Annotated in this window: 15 protein-coding genes; 7 read left to right on the forward strand and 8 right to left on the reverse strand. The window is 68.8% G+C overall.

Annotated features, from left to right (window positions below; all coding sequences use genetic code 11):
* The first annotated feature begins 10 nt into the window (after window positions 1-10).
* Complete coding sequence (locus tag ACQP1O_RS41880; RefSeq protein ID WP_433563769.1) at window positions 11-697, forward strand: glycoside hydrolase family 25 protein; 687 nt, start codon at window positions 11-13, stop codon at window positions 695-697.
* Between the two features lie 18 nt (window positions 698-715).
* Here ACQP1O_RS41880 and ACQP1O_RS41885 read toward each other — a convergent pair whose 3' ends face one another.
* The 3 genes from ACQP1O_RS41885 to ACQP1O_RS41895 form a co-directional block, all read right to left on the reverse strand.
* Window positions 716-1,441, reverse strand: a complete 726-nt coding sequence (locus ACQP1O_RS41885) for an amino acid ABC transporter ATP-binding protein (protein ID WP_433563770.1) — start codon at window positions 1,439-1,441, stop codon at window positions 716-718.
* A complete protein-coding gene (locus ACQP1O_RS41890) occupies window positions 1,438-3,261 on the reverse strand; it encodes an ABC transporter substrate-binding protein/permease (RefSeq protein WP_433563771.1) in 1,824 nt (607 codons plus the stop codon). The genes ACQP1O_RS41885 and ACQP1O_RS41890 overlap by 4 nt, the downstream gene beginning before the upstream one ends.
* Window positions 3,262-3,345: 84 nt before the next feature.
* On the reverse strand, window positions 3,346-4,122 hold the full coding sequence (locus tag ACQP1O_RS41895; protein WP_433563772.1) for an LLM class F420-dependent oxidoreductase: 777 nt from the start codon (window positions 4,120-4,122) through the stop codon (window positions 3,346-3,348).
* Between the two features lie 118 nt (window positions 4,123-4,240).
* Between ACQP1O_RS41895 and ACQP1O_RS41900 the strand changes: the two genes are divergently transcribed.
* Complete coding sequence (locus ACQP1O_RS41900; protein WP_433563773.1) at window positions 4,241-5,311, forward strand: ABC transporter ATP-binding protein; 1,071 nt, start codon at window positions 4,241-4,243, stop codon at window positions 5,309-5,311.
* A gap of 10 nt (window positions 5,312-5,321) precedes the next feature.
* Here ACQP1O_RS41900 and ACQP1O_RS41905 read toward each other — a convergent pair whose 3' ends face one another.
* Window positions 5,322-5,822 (reverse strand): winged helix-turn-helix transcriptional regulator, encoded by a 501-nt coding sequence (locus tag ACQP1O_RS41905; protein WP_433563774.1) that lies wholly within the window; start codon window positions 5,820-5,822, stop codon window positions 5,322-5,324.
* A gap of 123 nt (window positions 5,823-5,945) precedes the next feature.
* Here ACQP1O_RS41905 and ACQP1O_RS41910 point away from each other — a divergent pair, with 123 nt between their 5' ends.
* Entirely contained in the window at window positions 5,946-7,115 is a 1,170-nt protein-coding gene (locus tag ACQP1O_RS41910; protein WP_433563775.1) for a thiolase family protein, read from the forward strand.
* Window positions 7,116-7,130: 15 nt separating this feature from the next.
* Here ACQP1O_RS41910 and ACQP1O_RS41915 read toward each other — a convergent pair whose 3' ends face one another.
* Window positions 7,131-7,466, reverse strand: coding sequence for a hypothetical protein (locus ACQP1O_RS41915; protein WP_433563776.1), 336 nt, complete (start codon window positions 7,464-7,466; stop codon window positions 7,131-7,133).
* Window positions 7,467-7,505: 39 nt separating this feature from the next.
* Complete coding sequence (locus ACQP1O_RS41920; protein WP_433563777.1) at window positions 7,506-8,027, reverse strand: hypothetical protein; 522 nt, start codon at window positions 8,025-8,027, stop codon at window positions 7,506-7,508.
* 714 nt (window positions 8,028-8,741) lie between these two features.
* Between ACQP1O_RS41920 and ACQP1O_RS41925 the strand changes: the two genes are divergently transcribed.
* Window positions 8,742-9,725 carry an o-succinylbenzoate synthase gene (locus ACQP1O_RS41925; protein ID WP_433563778.1) on the forward strand — a complete coding sequence of 328 codons (984 nt, stop codon included), beginning with the start codon at window positions 8,742-8,744 and terminating at the stop codon, window positions 9,723-9,725.
* On the opposite strand, the gene ACQP1O_RS41930 is transcribed toward ACQP1O_RS41925, so the two are convergent.
* Together ACQP1O_RS41930 and ACQP1O_RS41935 are read right to left on the reverse strand one after the other, a co-directional pair.
* Window positions 9,726-10,238: a TIGR04338 family metallohydrolase gene (locus ACQP1O_RS41930; RefSeq protein WP_433563779.1), complete on the reverse strand. Its 513-nt coding sequence runs from the start codon at window positions 10,236-10,238 to the stop codon at window positions 9,726-9,728.
* Between the two features lie 11 nt (window positions 10,239-10,249).
* Window positions 10,250-11,089: a DUF2786 domain-containing protein gene (locus ACQP1O_RS41935; RefSeq protein WP_433563780.1), complete on the reverse strand. Its 840-nt coding sequence runs from the start codon at window positions 11,087-11,089 to the stop codon at window positions 10,250-10,252.
* Between the two features lie 253 nt (window positions 11,090-11,342).
* On the opposite strand from ACQP1O_RS41935, the gene ACQP1O_RS41940 reads away from it, so the two are divergent.
* The 3 genes from ACQP1O_RS41940 (at window position 11,343) to ACQP1O_RS41950 (ending at window position 14,643) form a co-directional block, all read left to right on the forward strand.
* Entirely contained in the window at window positions 11,343-12,647 is a 1,305-nt protein-coding gene (locus ACQP1O_RS41940; protein ID WP_433563781.1) for an ABC transporter substrate-binding protein, read from the forward strand.
* A 122-nt stretch (window positions 12,648-12,769) separates the two neighbouring features.
* Window positions 12,770-13,744 (forward strand): carbohydrate ABC transporter permease, encoded by a 975-nt coding sequence (locus ACQP1O_RS41945; protein ID WP_433563782.1) that lies wholly within the window; start codon window positions 12,770-12,772, stop codon window positions 13,742-13,744.
* Window positions 13,744-14,643 (forward strand): carbohydrate ABC transporter permease, encoded by a 900-nt coding sequence (locus tag ACQP1O_RS41950; RefSeq protein WP_433563783.1) that lies wholly within the window; start codon window positions 13,744-13,746, stop codon window positions 14,641-14,643. The genes ACQP1O_RS41945 and ACQP1O_RS41950 overlap by 1 nt, the downstream gene beginning before the upstream one ends.
* Window positions 14,644-14,649: the final 6 nt, after the last annotated feature.

Here is a 14,649-nt window from a genome sequence, read left to right on the forward strand (position 1 = left end):
AAGCATCCTCATGGCTACCCCGGTTGGGGTGGCCACCGCCGACATCGACGGCCCTGATGTCGCCTCCTGGCAACACCCGGGCGGCGGAGGCATCAACTGGTTCGCGGTACGCGGTGCCGGATACGAGTTCTCCATGCTCAAGGCCACCGAGGGTCTCAACTACGTGAATCCGTTCTTCGTTCAGGACAGCCTGGCCATGCGGGTGGCCGGAGTCGCGCGCGGCACATACCATTTCGCGCGCCCGAACCTGCCGCCGGAACTCCAGGCCGCCTTCTACTCGACGATGGTGCTGGGCCAGAACGGGATGCTGGACCTACCGCCGGTGCTGGATCTCGAGGACTCCGGCGGTCTGCCGCCGGACGCGCTCATCGACTGGACCCACCGCTACCTCGATACGGTCCGAACCCTGACCGGCCGCATGCCGATCATCTACACCTACCCCCGCTTCTGGCAGACGGCCATGGCCGATACCAACCAGTTCACCAACTACCCGCTGTGGATCGCCGACTACCGCGGCAACAACCAGCCCGAGGTACCTGGCGGCTGGCCCGCGTGGACGTTCTGGCAGACCACCAGCTCCGGGAGCATTCCCGGCATCGGCGGAGCCGTCGACCTCAATGTCTACAGCGGCGCCCAGGGCGATTTCGCCCGCTTCGCGAACATGCCCTTCAGCGGCAGCGGTCGCGGCAGCAGTTAGCCCCGCGCCGGCGGTCGTTCACAGCACCTGTGACAGAAACTGGCGCAGGCGCGGCGTTTCGGCGTTCTCGAAGAGCGCCTCGGGCTTGCCGGTCTCGACCACCTGACCGTGATCCATGAACACCACCTGATCGGAAACCGAACGGGCGAAGCTCATCTCGTGGGTCACCACGATCATGGACATGCCGCCCCGGGCGAGCTCCGACATGAGCGCGAGCACGCCCTTGACCAGCTCGGGATCCAGCGCCGAGGTGGCCTCGTCGAAGAACATGATGTCCGGTTTCATGGCCAGCGCCCGGGCGATGGCCACCCGCTGCTGCTGACCACCGGACAGGTTGACCGGGCGCACATCCGCCTTGCCGGCCAGGCCGACGGCTTCCAGCTGCTGTACCGCCAGCGTGCGCGCCTGCTCCTTGGACAGGCCGTGCAGTTTGCGCGGGCCGAGCGCGATATTGTCCGCGACCGTCATGTGCGGGAACAGGTTGAAGTGCTGGAACACCATGCCGATCCGCTGCCGCAGCCGGTCCGGGTTCTCGCCCAGCACCGACTTACCGCCGAGCAGGATGTCGCCGGAATCGGGTTCGTGCAGCCGGTTGAGCACCCGCAGCAGCGTGGATTTGCCGGAGCCGGACGGCCCGATCACCGTGGTGGTCTTGCCCGCGTCCACATGCACGTCCACGCCGCGCAGAATCTCGTTGCGGCCCAGCGTCAATCGCAGGCCGGTGCCGGTGAGGGAGGCACTCATGCTCCACGCCCTTCCGTGATGACGGCCTGTTCGACCGGGTCCGCGGGATCGTGCCCGCCCTGGGGACGGCCGTCGCGCATGCGCTTGTCGATGTAGTTGACCAGGTGGGTGAGCGGCACCGTCAGCAGCAGGTACATCAGGCCCGCCGCCACCAGCGGCGACAGATTCCCGGTCTGCGCGTTGAGATCCCGGCCCACCGCGAACAGTTCGCGCTGGGTGGCCAGCAGGCCCAGGAAGTAGATGAGCGAGGAATCCTTGATCAGCGCGATGAACTGGTTCATCAACGCGGGCAGCACCCGGCGCACGCCCTGCGGGATCACCACCAGCGTCATGGCCTGCCGGTAGCCGAAACCGATGGCGCGGGCGGCCTCCAGCTGCCCGGCTTCCACCGACTGGATGCCGGAGCGGAATATCTCACCGATGTAGGCGGCGGACAGCAGCGCCAGCGCGATCGCGCCCAGCCAGTAGGGATTGTTGCCGGTGACGTTCTTGACCACCGGTCCCACGCCCAGGCCGATGATCAGGATGATCACCACGGCGGGCAGGCCGCGGAAGATGTCGGTGTAAACCCGTGCGGGCCAGCGCAACCAGCGGGTGCGGGAAATGCCCGCCACCGCGAGCAGCATGCCGAGCACCGTGCCCAGCAGGCCCGAGACCAGCGCCAGGATCAGGGTATTGGGCAGACCCGTCTTGATCAGGTCCGGGAAGGCCTTGCGGTACAGCGACCAGTCGAAGAAGGTGTCCTTCAGCTGCTGCAGCGTGGATTTCGGCTGCACCGCGCTGTTGTCGGGCCGGTTACCCGCGTTCTCGGCCGCGATCTCGGCGAAGTCCGGCAGCTGCGGCGCCGCAACGGCTTTGGAGCCCGGCTTCCAGCCCGGCGGCAGCTCCCGCGGCACCCAGTCCTCGTACAGCTTGGCGTAGGTGCCGTCGGCGATCACCGCGTCCAGCCCGGCATTGAGCGCGTCGGTGAGCGGCTGATTACCCTTGCGCACCGCCCAGGCGGTGAAGTTGTTGACGCTGAAGGTGTTCTGCACGATCGAGGTCGGATCGCCCGGCTTGATGGCGCCGATGGCCTGCTGCGACGGCGCGACCCAGGCGTCGATCTGGCCGGTCTTCAGATTCGCGTAGGCGGTGTTGTAGTCGGGGAACTTCACCGGGTCCAGGTGCAGTTCGTTGACGACGTACTCGTCCTGCACGGTGCCCTGCACGACGCCGACCCGATTACCGCGGTGCAGATCCGCGAAACCCTTGATGGCACTGCCGTTCGGCACCACCAGCGAGAAGTAGCCGAAGTCGTAGCCATTGGTGAAGTCGACCAGCTGCCGCCGCGCGTCGGTGGTGGTGATGCTGGAGGAGCCGATGTCGAAGCGGCCGTTGGCGACCTGGGCCAGCAGGCCGGCGAACTCGGTGCCGCTGAACTCCACCTGCAGACCGATTTTCGCGCCGATGGCCTTCAGCAGCTCGTTGTCGAAGCCGGTGAACACGCCCTTGGAGTTGACGCAGATGCTCGGCGGCGCGTCGGAGAGAGTGCCGACGCTGAGCTTGCCGGGCGTCAGCAGGCCCAGCTTGCTGATATCGATCTTGGCCGGCGGCTCGGTGGTGGCGGTGGTGAACCGGTCCGCGCCCGCGTTCTGCTGCCCGGACGCCAGATTGGTCGGTGCGGCGCTGGCCGCGGCCCGGCCGGGCGGCGAACACAGATCGCGATCATCGGCACCGGCGCTGCCCGCGAGCGCCGCGATGCCGAGTAGACCGACCAGCACAACTCCCGCCAATGCCGGCAGGCGCGGGGGACGACCTGGGCGCTGCCGCAAGGAAACCATGGCAGACCACCCTAGTGGGGGCGGTCCGCCGTACCAGGGTCAGCCTCGGCCTGATTCGGCGGAAGTCACAGTTCAGGCGCGTCCCTACCGCTGATTGAAGCCATCCCGCCAGGCCACGGCCTCCTGGATCCGGCTCATGTCGTAGTCCGGCCCGCCCGACCCCACGGTGAACAGTGTCACGCCCGCGTCCGCGTAGCCCTCCACCTGATCCAGGCCCGGCCAGGCCACGGACTTCTCGATGGCGGTGGGGTCGGTGCCGACCTCGGCGCAGTGCTCGCCCAGGATGCCGATCTTGCGCTGCAGCACGTCGATGTCGGAGAAGCTGTGCCAGATATCGCCGTACTGGGCGACCAGCCGCAGCGTCTTCTTCTCACCGCCGCCACCGATCAGGATGGGAATGTCGCGCACCGGCTGCGGGTTCAGCTTGGCCAGCCGGTCGGTGAGGCGGGCCATGGACTCCTTCAGCAGCGCCAGCCGGCTTCCGGCGGTGCCGAATTCGTATCCGTACTGGTCGTAGTCCTTCTGGAACCAGCCCGCGCCGATACCGAGAATGAGGCGCCCGTTGCTGATGTGGTCCACGGTGCGGGCCATATCGGCCAGCAGATCCGGATTCCGGTAGCCCCCACCGGTGACCAGCGCGCCGAGTTCCACCCGCTCGGTCTGCTCGGCGATCGCGCCCAGCATGGTCCAGCACTCGAAGTGCGCGCCCTCCGGGTCCCCGTACAGCGGATAGAAGTGGTCCCAGTTGAAGACGATGTCGACGCCGATGTCCTCACACCGCCGCACCGCGTCCCGGATCAATCCGTAGTTGGGCGCGTGCTGCGGCTGCAACTGAACTCCGATACGAACCGGTCGGCTCATGAGGTGCTCCTCCGTCGGTGATCACTGCGCCCCATTCTGCCCCTCGGCTACGCTCTGGGCCGACCCTCTACTACGGATCGTCCGGCACGTTCCTGCCGGTGAAGGGAAGTGTGAAACCGTGGCAACGGTGACTTTCGACCAGGCCACCCGGCTCTACCCGGGCGCGGCCAACCCAGCCGTCGACGCCTTGAACCTGGAGATCGCCGACGGCGAATTCCTGGTTCTCGTCGGCCCTTCCGGCTGCGGCAAATCCACCTCGCTGCGCATGCTCGCGGGGCTCGAGGAGGTGAGCGACGGCCGGATCCTGATCGGGGACAAGGACGTCACGCACGCCGAGCCCAAGGAACGCGATATCGCCATGGTGTTCCAGAACTACGCGCTCTACCCGCACATGAGCGTCGCCGAGAACATGGGCTTCGCGCTGAAGATGGCCAAGGTCGCCAAGGAGGAGCGGCAGCAGCGCGTGCTCGAGGCCGCCAAGCTGCTCGACCTGGAGCCCTACCTGGACCGCAAGCCCAAGGCCCTGTCCGGCGGTCAGCGCCAGCGCGTGGCCATGGGCCGGGCCATCGTGCGTCAGCCGCAGGTCTTCCTCATGGACGAACCGCTGTCCAACCTGGACGCCAAGCTGCGCGTGCAGACCCGCACCCAGATCGCCCAGCTGCAGCGCCGGCTCGGCACCACCACCGTCTATGTCACCCACGACCAGGTCGAGGCCATGACCATGGGCGACCGGGTGGCGGTGCTCAAGGACGGGCTACTGCAGCAGTGCGCCTCCCCGCGCGACCTGTACCGCGACCCGGCCAACCTGTTCGTCGCGGGCTTCATGGGCTCGCCCGCCATGAACCTGTTCACGCTGCCGGTCGGCAACGGCTCGGTCACGCTGGGCGGCTGCCCGCTGCCGTTGCCGCGTTCGGTGGCGGCGGCCACCGGCGAGCGGGTGGTGGTCGGCATCCGGCCCGAGCACTTGGACGCGGTCGGCGACGGGGCCGGGATCGCCATGGAGGTGGATGTGGTCGAGGAGCTGGGCTCCGACGCCTACATCTACGGCCGCACCCTCGGTGACGGGGAAACCATTGTGGCGCGCGCGGATTGGCGCAACCCGCCCGCGAAGGGCACCAAGCTCTCGCTGGTCGCGGACTCGGACCACACGTACTTCTTCCACCCCGAGGACGGACGCCGTCTGAACTGACGTGCAGGTCTCACGAATGGCGGCGGTTCTTCCGCCGCCATTCGTCGTTCACCCGGATGCGCAGATTCTCCAGGGGGACTTCGTTTCCCGATGCGCTGCGCAGTTCCGCGCGCACGGGTTCGCCCGTGGAATCCTCGAGCCGCTCCAGTGGCGCGGTGCCGTCCTGCAGGTACTTGTCACCCCACTGCCACAGCGCCACGATCGCGGGCAGCAGGTCCAGGCCCATCGGGGTGAGCACGTACTCGTTGCGGGTGCGCTTGCCCTCTTCCTGGTAGGGCCGCTTCTCCAGCAGTCCCGCATCGACCAGTTTGCGCAGCGCGCTGGAAGCCGCCGCGTCGGTGATGCCGATCCGCGCCGCGAAGCCGTCGAACCGCGTCGTGCCGTAATACGACTCGCGCAGGATGAGGATCGCCGAGCGCGTCCCGACGATGTCCATCGCCTTCGCGATCGAACAGGCCTCGGGCTTCCACGAGCCCAGATCGCTGAGTTTTCCCTCCAGTACTGCCGACATGACACACATCATACAACGCTGACTTGCCTTCACTATGGCCAGATCCTATCCTGACTTTAGAGCGATCAAGTCAGACGCCGTTGTCGGACTCGAATCCGGGGCGGCGCGCCTGGAAGGAACGTCATGAGAGACGCAGTCATCGTCGAAGCGGTCCGCACCCCCATCGGCAAGGGCAAGGCCACCGGCGCCCTGCACGGTGTGCACCCCGCCGATCTGCTCGCCCACAGCCTGTGGGAGGTGGTGCGGCGCACCGAGATCGATCCGGCCCTGATCGACGATGTGATCGGCGGCGTGGTCACCCAGGTCGGCGAGCAGGGCTCCAACCTCACCCGCCGGGCGGCCCTGGCCGCCGGCTATCCCGAATCGGTACCGGCCACCACCGTGGACCGGCAGTGCGGGAGCAGCCAGCAGGCCATCCACTTCGCCGCCCAGGGCGTCATCGCGGGGGCCTACGACATCGTGGTCGCCGCGGGCGTGGAGTCCATGAGCCGGGTTCCCATGGGCGCCAACCTGATCGGGGCCGAGGACATCGCGGGTGTCGGCTTCGCCGAACGCTACCCGGAGGGCCTGGTACCGCAGGGCATCAGCGCCGAACTCATTGCCGCCAAGTGGGGCCTGAGCCGCACCCAGCTCGACGAGTTCGCCCTCGCCAGCCACGAGAAGGCCGCCGCCGCAACCAAGAACGGCTCGTTCGAGGCCCAGCTCTCCCCCTACGCCGGGCTCTCGCACGACGAGGGCATCCGTGTCGGCAGCACGCTGGACGCGCTGGCCGGGTTGCGTCCCGCCTTCTACAGCGAGGAGATGGCGGCCCGCTTCCCGCAGATCGGCTGGAACATCACCGCCGCCAATGCCAGCCAGATCAACGACGGCAGCGCCGCCACCCTCATCATGACCAGTGAACGCGCCGCCCAGCTCGGACTGCGCCCACTGGCCCGGCTGCACAGTTTCTCCGTCGCCGGCGACGACCCGCTGCTCATGCTCACCGCGGTCATCCCCGCGACCCGGAAGGTCCTGCAGCGCTCCGGCCTCGAACTCTCCGACATCGACCTGTTCGAGGTGAACGAGGCCTTCTCCTCGGTGGTCCTGGCCTGGGCGCAGGAGACCGGGGCCGACCTGTCGAAGGTCAATGTGAACGGCGGCGCCATCGCCCTGGGCCATCCCCTGGGCGCCTCCGGCGCGCGGCTGGCCACCACCCTCGTGCACGCCATGCACGAGCGCGGCGCCCGCTACGGCCTGCAAACCATGTGTGAGGCAGGCGGTCTCGCCAACGCCACCATCTACGAGCGCCTCTGACCCGGTCCGGGCGGCCTAGTAGGAGACCGCCACGACCGCCGCCAACAGGCCGAGCACCCACGACTCGGCCAGCAGCGGAAAGGCCACCAGGGCCGTGGACCAGGCGCGCTGCCGCAGCCGGACAGCGCGCAGGGTCCACAGCGGCACCAGCAGCAGGGTCAGGCCGATGCCCAGCCAGGCCACAGCGAAAGCCAATGGGAGAAACCGAGTGTCATCGCCCGGGCCCGCGAGCGCGCGGTACTCGGGCACGAAACCTGCCAGCACCCAGGCCGAACCACATGCTGCGATGTAGATCAGCAGGGTGACAATGCAATCCGCGGCCGTGATCGGCGGCCGCCGCCACCCGGCCACCCTTCCAGGATGCCGCGTGCCCCGCAGCAGCGGTGGAGATCAGTTCACGGCGGTGGCCACCAGGATGTGGCCCGCACCGCCCGCGACCAGAATCACGGGCAGCGCGATCGCGGTCCAGATCCAGCCCCGGCGGCCCGTCATGGCCGCCACCGAGGCCAGTACCAGCGCGCCGACCAGGGCCAGGAACATGCCCCCACCACCGATCAGCAGGCCCCACAGCGCCGATGCGGGTGGGCGGATCACCACGCACTGCACCGAGAAGTCCTTCTTCGCGGTACAGCGATTGTGGATCAGATCGAACAGCTTCGCGAACAGGTCGTAGGCCCAGCCGAAGGCCATGGCGACCCCGGCCGGATACAGCACCGCCGAAATCAGAATGTCCTTGCGGCGCAGCGGCTTACGCTCCGTCACTGCACTCGGCAGTGCCGCCGCGGACGCCTCCGCCGGGGCCGGTGTGGCGGGCATGGTCCGATCGGCCTCGCCGGGCGCCTGCCCGGAACCGCCGCCGACCACGTACTGCGGACCCGAAGCCCACGGCTCCGGCAGCACCTCGGTACCCATGGGCGGCGGGACCACTCCGCCGGGCCGCGAGTAGTTCCCGCTCGGCGGGCGAGAGGAATGCTGCTGCGGCCCACGGGAGCTCACGGGTGCCAGTGCCGGATGGCCGGGACCGGCGAGCGATCGTGGTGCGTCGCCCGGTACCGGGTGCGGGCGCGGATCCTGCGGTGAACCGACCGGTCCGCCCGGCCGCGACGGGGCACCGGCATTCCCGGGAGCCCTGGGCGGCACCGGCGGCGGCGGGCTCTGCCGCCCGCCCTTGGGCACGGCCGGTCCGGCCGGGTCCATCGCGCCGGGTCGTGGCGCACCGGCGGGCGCCGGCGGTGGCGCGGGCGGTGGCGGCGGACCCTGACGGCTCCCGCCGGGCAGGGTCGGTCCCGCCGCATCGATCGGGTCCCCGGACCGCGAGCCCGGTGCGGGTGGCTGCGGACGCCCGGGTCGCTGCGGCGATCCGGTGCCCGATGGATTCCGTCCCCCGGGCGGGGCAGGCACGTGCGGTTGGCCCGGCGCACGCGGCGGAGCCGGGGAGAAGCCGGGATCGGACGGGGGATGATCGTCGCGGGCCGGACGGCGGGGCTCGTTGGGCGGGTTCATGTTTGCGGTCTCCCCCAAGGCGCAGGTCTATGGAGCCGGGATCGGCTTCATTCGGCATTGTCGCCGGGCCCGGGCCGCGCCGCCACCTCTTACCGGACCGAGGCGGTGAGTAGGGTGCGGTGGATGAGCGACAGCGGCGGTGCGGTGGACTTCGAGTCGGCGGTGGTCTACGCGATTCCCATGCGAACCCGGTTCCGCGGGATCACCGTTCGCGAGGGCATGCTGATTCCCGGTCCCGCCGGCTGGGGTGAGTTCTGCGCCTTCCCCGAGTACGACGACCGCGAGGCGGCGGCCTGGCTGGCCACCGCGGTCGAGCAGGCCGCGGCCGGATGGCCGGAACCGGTCCGGGATCGAATTCCGGTGAACTGCATCGTGCCCGCGGTCGGCCCGGAGCGGGCGCGGGAGATCGTGATCGGATCAGGCTGCCGCACCGCCAAGGTGAAGGTCGCCGACCATCCGGATTCCCTGGCCGAGGATCTGGAGCGGGTGGCCGCGGTCCGCGACGCACTCGGGCCGGACGGTGCGGTGCGCGTCGACGCCAATGCGGTCTGGGATGTGGACACCGCGGTCGACCGGATCCGGCTGATCGACCGTGCCGCGGGCGGTTTGGAGTACGTCGAGCAGCCCTGCCGGACCGTCGAGGAGCTGGCGGCCGTCCGCAGGCGGGTGGACGTGCGCATCGCCGCCGACGAATCCATCCGCCGCGCCGAGGACCCGCTGCGGGTGGCGGTGGCGGGTGCGGCCGACATCGCGGTGCTGAAATGCACTCCGCTGGGCGGGGTCCGGCGCGCGCTGGAGGTCGCCGCGGCCGCCGGACTCCCCTGCCTGGTGTCCTCCGCCCTGGAAACCAGTGTGGGCCTGGCCGCCCAGGTCGCCCTCGCCGGCGCCCTCCCCCACCTCGACTTCGCCTGCGGCCTCGACACCCTGTCCCTGCTCACCGGCGATGTGGTGACCGAGCCGCTGCGCCCGGTGGACGGCTACCTGCCCGTCCCGCGCGGCGTGCCGACACCCGACCCGGACCTGCTCGAGCGCTACCGGCACCCCGACACGGAACGGACCGACTGGTGGCGGCAGCGCCTGGCCCGGGTCCGGAAACTTCTGCCCTGATCAGCCAATTCGCACGCCGCACGAGTACATGGTGGTGCGCAGCAGCAGCGCGGCCTCCGGCCCGATGACGCCGTCCGTCAGCTCGAGGTAGCGACCGCAGAATTCGGGCCCGTGCGGCGCGACCTCGGTGCGCTCCGGCTCGAGGTGGTGGGCGAGTTCGTGCAGGATCACCAATTCGCGCAGGGCCCAGGCGGTTCCATGGGCGTGCAGCGGCACCGCGAGCACCGACCCCGCCGTCTCGTAGTGCGCCGCCTTCGCCCCGGCGCGCGCTCGCACCGTGACCGGCCGCGCCGCCCCGTCCCACCGGGCACGCACCCAGTTCAGCGCGAGTACCCGGTCCACGTACGCCTGTACCGATTCCACCGACGCGAACCGCCGCTCGATCGGCAGCGTGAGGTGGGACCCGTGCATTTCGACGGTCCGCGCCCCGAATTCGTCGGCACGATCGAACATTCCGCGCACCAGCCCCTCGGCGTCGTACACCCGGGACCGCTGCGCATCGCGGACGGCCATGCGCGCGTCCGCTATTCGCCCGCGCCGCGGGGCAGCTGCCCCCGCACGCCGCCCAACTCCGGCGAATCACCCAGCCGCGCGGCCTTACCCGCCCGGTCACCGGCCCGCCGCGCGGCCGCCGAGTACCCGGCCGAGGCCTGCGGGCCCCGCCAGGTACCGCGCGCCTCGGAGGTCCGGGTGTAGAAGTCGGTGAGCGCGAGCTCCTTGTCGCGCAGGGCGAGCGCCGTTCCGGTGGGCACGGATTCGGCGGCGTCGGCCCGCACCGCCTCGGTCTCCACATCCGCCTTGACCTCGGCCAGCCGGCGGCCGATGCGGGCGGCGAAGGCCATCTGGAAGTTCAGGCGCGCCGTCACCGCGGCGACCGGCACCTCCACGGGGCGATGGAACACCCGACCGTACCGGCGTTCGACGACGATCTTCTCGGCGGTGGCCGTCTTGTAGGAGCCCGATTTGATGTATTGGTCGGCGGCCCGGACCATCTGGATCAGCAGGCTGGTGTAGAGCGCCTCGCAGGTGTCGATATCGGTGTCGAATCCGTAGGCGTACACCGTCGTCGACGAGCGAGCCACATCACAGCGCACATCGTTGGCCGCGGCGATCGCCACGAACAACTGCACATAGGTTCGCAGCCCGCGCTTTCCGGCCTCGCCGATCGGGATCACCCGCTGCATCGGCGTCGGCCGCCGCTCCCGATTCGCGATATGTGCCCGCGCCACCGCCAGATCCACCGACGAGCTGGTCGCGAGTCGTTGCGCGGCGGCCAGGAAGGCTTCGGCCTCATGCTCGTTGTCGGTCGATTCGGCCTGCCGCAGCAGTCCCCCGATCCGCGTGAGCATCTTGTCTGTGCCCATTGGCCCTCCGCTTCGCTCCGGGCGGGTTCGCGGCCCTGAGGTCTCGATTCTTCCCTCCTCCGCTCCTCCGCTTCGCTCCCCCGCTCCAAGGCGGAGGTCGATTCCAGCCGCAGTCCAGAATCGAGGCGGCCGCGAACCACTTGGGATGATCAACAAGGTAGCTCGGGCGGACGATAGCGGCACCATGTATCTTGCCTTGTGCACCCCCGGCTGAGTGTGCCACTGGTCACTCATCGACCCTGGAGTATCCGCGATGGCTTTGAAGAAGGTGTCGTCCCTACGATCGACGCTGGTTCCGCGTGCCGTGCTGGCCGTGACCTCGGCGGCCTTATTGACGGCGACTTTCGCCAGCGGCTGCTCCAGTAGCAACAGTGGGAGCAATGCCACCGGCGAAAACCTCACCGGCCGTGGGCCGATCACCTATGTCGAGGGTAAGGACACCACCGAGACCGGCGCGGTCAAGCAGCTCATCGAGCGCTGGAACGCCGCGCACCCGGACGAGAAGGTGACCTTCAAGGAACAGTCCAACGACGCCTCCCAGCAGTACGACGACCTGGTGCAGCACCTGCGCGCCAAGGAATCCGACTACGACGTGGTCGCACTCGACGTGCCGTGGACCGCGGAGTTCGCCGCCAAGGGCTGGATCCAGCCGCTGAAGGACTCCTTCGCCATCGACACCTCCACGCTGCTGTCGCCGCCCGTCGCGTCGGCCACCTACAACGGCACCCTGTACGCGGCCCCGCGCAATACCAACGGCGGCCTGCTGTTCTACCGCAAGGACCTGGTGCCCGAGCCGCCCAAGACCTGGACCGAGCTGCTGGCCGACTGCCCGAAGGCCAAGGACGCCGGAATCGGCTGCTACGCAGGACAGTTCGCCCAGTACGAGGGTCTGACCGTGAACACCGCCGAGGTCATCAACGCCTTCGGCGGCAGCTTCGTCGGCTCCGACGGCAAGACCCCGACCGTGAACAGCCCGCAGGCCAAGCAGGGCCTGCAGACTCTGGTGGATGCCTACAAGAACGGCGACATGCCGAAGGAAGTCATCACCTTCAAGGAGCCGGAGTCGCAGAACGCCTTCGTCACCGGCAAGGTCATGTTCATGCGCGGCTGGCCGTCCTCCTTCGGTGAGGCGGGCTCCGACTCCTCCGCGGTCAAGGACAAGTTCGCGGTCGCCCCGCTGCCCGGCAAGGACGGCATCGGCGCGTCCACCCTCGGTGGCTACAACGCGGCCATCAGCGCCTTCTCCAAGAACAAGGCCACCGCGCTGGACTTCCTGCGCTTCCTGATCAGCGAGGACGCCCAGCACATCGTGGCCGCCGGTGCGCTGCCGCCGGTGCGGGCCTCCGTGTACGACGATCCGGCCCTGATCGCCAAGATGCCGTACCTGTCCGCGCTGAAGGACTCCATCGCCTCCGCGGTGCCGCGGCCGGTGACCCCCTTCTACCCGGCGGTGTCGAAGGCCATCCAGGACAACGCCTATGCTGCGATCACCGGAACGGAATCTGTCGACGCCGCGATCGATGCCATGCAGAAGGGCATCGAAACCGCTGGGTCCTGAGCCGCGCTCACACCCGATGCGCACCACGATCCATCGCGTAGCCCCGTAGGAGAGAAGAAAAGGTGTCACGTCCTTCGGGAGCGACCGATGTCGCGCCGCCACCCGACCTGACGGAACGAACAATGCGAAACGAACGCCCACGACCGCAACGCCGCGGGGCCGCCCTCGGGGTCTCGGCTCGGGCGTGGATGTTCGTCACGCCGGTGCTGCTCGCACTGACGGTCGTCATCGGGTATCCGGTGGGCCGGGCGGTGTGGATGTCCTTCCAGAAGGACGCGGGCCTGGACAAGTCCACCGGCATGTTCGTCGAAGGCGGCAGCGCCGGATTCGGCAACTACAGCCACTGGCTGCTGCAGCAGTGCACCAACTCGCTCGGCGAGACAGTGTCCTGCCCGCCCGGCAACACCGGCTCCCAGTTCTGGGCCGCCGTCGGGGTCACGCTGCTGTTCACCGTGGTCACGGTGGCGCTCGAGACCACCATCGGCCTGGGCATGGCGGTCATCATGGGCAAGACCTTCAAGGGCCGCGCGCTGCTGCGCGCCGCCGTGCTGATCCCGTGGGCCATCCCGACCGCGGTCACAGCGCGGTTGTGGGAGTTCATGTTCCAGTACAACGGCGTGGTGAACCGGGTGCTCGGTACCCACATCCTGTGGACCGCCGACGCCTGGCCCGCCCGCTTCGCGGTGATCATCGCCGACGTGTGGAAGACCACCCCGTTCATGGCGCTGCTGATTCTGGCCGGCCTGCAGGTGATCCCGGAGGACGTCTACGAGGCCGCCCGGGTCGACGGCGCGTCCGCCTGGCAGCGCTTCGTCAACATCACGCTGCCGCTGCTGAAACCCGCTCTGCTGGTGGCGATCCTGTTCCGCACCATGGACGCGCTGCGCCTGTACGACCTGCCCGCCATCATGACGCGGAACCTGGCCGCCACCCGCACCGTCTCGATGCTGGTGACCGAATCGAAATCGCTGCCCAACAGCGCCTCCGCGCTGTCGGTCATCACCTTCCTGCTCATCTTCACCGTCGCGTTCTTCTTGGTGAAGGTGCTGGGGGCGAACGCCGTTCGCACCCAGGAAGAGCAGCGGGAGGCGCACTGATGAGCATCGAACTCACGAAGGATGTCGTGGCCGAGCCGAAAAAGCCGATCCGGCAATCGGTTTCGTGGACCAAACGACTGACCTCCGGGCGCGTGTACGTGGGCGCGCTGATCGTGCTGGTGTGGGGGCTCGGCCCCTTCTACTGGATGGTCGTCACCGCCCTGCGCGATCCGGCCTACACCTTCGACAACACCCCGTGGCCCACCCACGTCACCCTCGAGAACTTCCGCAACGCCTTCGACACCAGCCGCGGCAACAACTTCGGCCGGGCCCTGGTCAACAGTGTGATCATCGGCAGCGCCACCACGGCGGCCGCGCTGATCCTCGGCGTGATGGCGGCCTACGCGCTGGCCCGGCTGACCTTCAAGGGCAAATACCTGGTGTCCGGGCTGGTCCTCTCGGCCTCCATGTTCCCGGCCGTCGTGCTGGTGACGCCGCTGTTCCAGCTGTTCACCAATATCGGCTGGATCGGTCAGTACCAGGCCATGATCATCCCGAACATCTCGTTCGTGCTGCCCATGACGGTGTACATCCTGGCCTCGTTCTTCGCCGAACTGCCATGGGAATTGGAGGAGGCGGCCCGCATCGACGGTGCGTCCCGCTTCCAGGCGTTCCGGCTGATCATGCTGCCGCTGGCCGCGCCGGCGGTGTTCACCACCGCGATCCTGGCGTTCATCGCGGCGGTCAACGAGTACCTGCTGGCCTCCCTGCTCTCCAGCGACAAGACCGAACCCGTGACCAAGGCGATCGCCCGCTTCTCCGGCAACGATCCGCTGGTGCCGCCGTACACCGCGATCATGGCCGCGGGCACCATCGTCACCATCCCGCTGGTCATCATGGTGCTGCTGTTCCAGCGCCGCATCATCTCCGGACTCACCGCCGGCGGCGTCAAGAGCTGAGTGCTC

It is taken from the genome of Nocardia sp. CA-151230 (assembly GCF_050942175.1).
Lineage (GTDB): Bacteria > Actinomycetota > Actinomycetes > Mycobacteriales > Mycobacteriaceae > Nocardia.

Bases quoted from the DNA above. Each gene is read 5' to 3' on its own strand.
- ACQP1O_RS41895 (WP_433563772.1), bottom strand. From the start codon at position 4,122: ATGAGCCGACCGGTTCGTATCGGAGTTCAGTTGCAGCCGCAGCACGCG.
- ACQP1O_RS41940 (WP_433563781.1), top strand. From the start codon at position 11,343: ATGGCTTTGAAGAAGGTGTCGTCCCTACGATCGACGCTGGTTCCGCGT.
- ACQP1O_RS41950 (WP_433563783.1), top strand. From the start codon at position 13,744: ATGAGCATCGAACTCACGAAGGATGTCGTGGCCGAGCCGAAAAAGCCG.
- ACQP1O_RS41930 (WP_433563779.1), bottom strand. From the start codon at position 10,238: ATGGCCGTCCGCGATGCGCAGCGGTCCCGGGTGTACGACGCCGAGGGG.
- ACQP1O_RS41885 (WP_433563770.1), bottom strand. From the start codon at position 1,441: ATGAGTGCCTCCCTCACCGGCACCGGCCTGCGATTGACGCTGGGCCGC.
- ACQP1O_RS41935 (WP_433563780.1), bottom strand. From the start codon at position 11,089: ATGGGCACAGACAAGATGCTCACGCGGATCGGGGGACTGCTGCGGCAG.
- ACQP1O_RS41920 (WP_433563777.1), bottom strand. From the start codon at position 8,027: ATGGGTACCGAGGTGCTGCCGGAGCCGTGGGCTTCGGGTCCGCAGTAC.
- ACQP1O_RS41880 (WP_433563769.1), top strand. From the start codon at position 11: ATGGCTACCCCGGTTGGGGTGGCCACCGCCGACATCGACGGCCCTGAT.
- ACQP1O_RS41910 (WP_433563775.1), top strand. From the start codon at position 5,946: ATGAGAGACGCAGTCATCGTCGAAGCGGTCCGCACCCCCATCGGCAAG.
- ACQP1O_RS41890 (WP_433563771.1), bottom strand. From the start codon at position 3,261: ATGGTTTCCTTGCGGCAGCGCCCAGGTCGTCCCCCGCGCCTGCCGGCA.
- ACQP1O_RS41905 (WP_433563774.1), bottom strand. From the start codon at position 5,822: ATGTCGGCAGTACTGGAGGGAAAACTCAGCGATCTGGGCTCGTGGAAG.
- ACQP1O_RS41925 (WP_433563778.1), top strand. From the start codon at position 8,742: ATGAGCGACAGCGGCGGTGCGGTGGACTTCGAGTCGGCGGTGGTCTAC.
- ACQP1O_RS41945 (WP_433563782.1), top strand. From the start codon at position 12,770: ATGCGAAACGAACGCCCACGACCGCAACGCCGCGGGGCCGCCCTCGGG.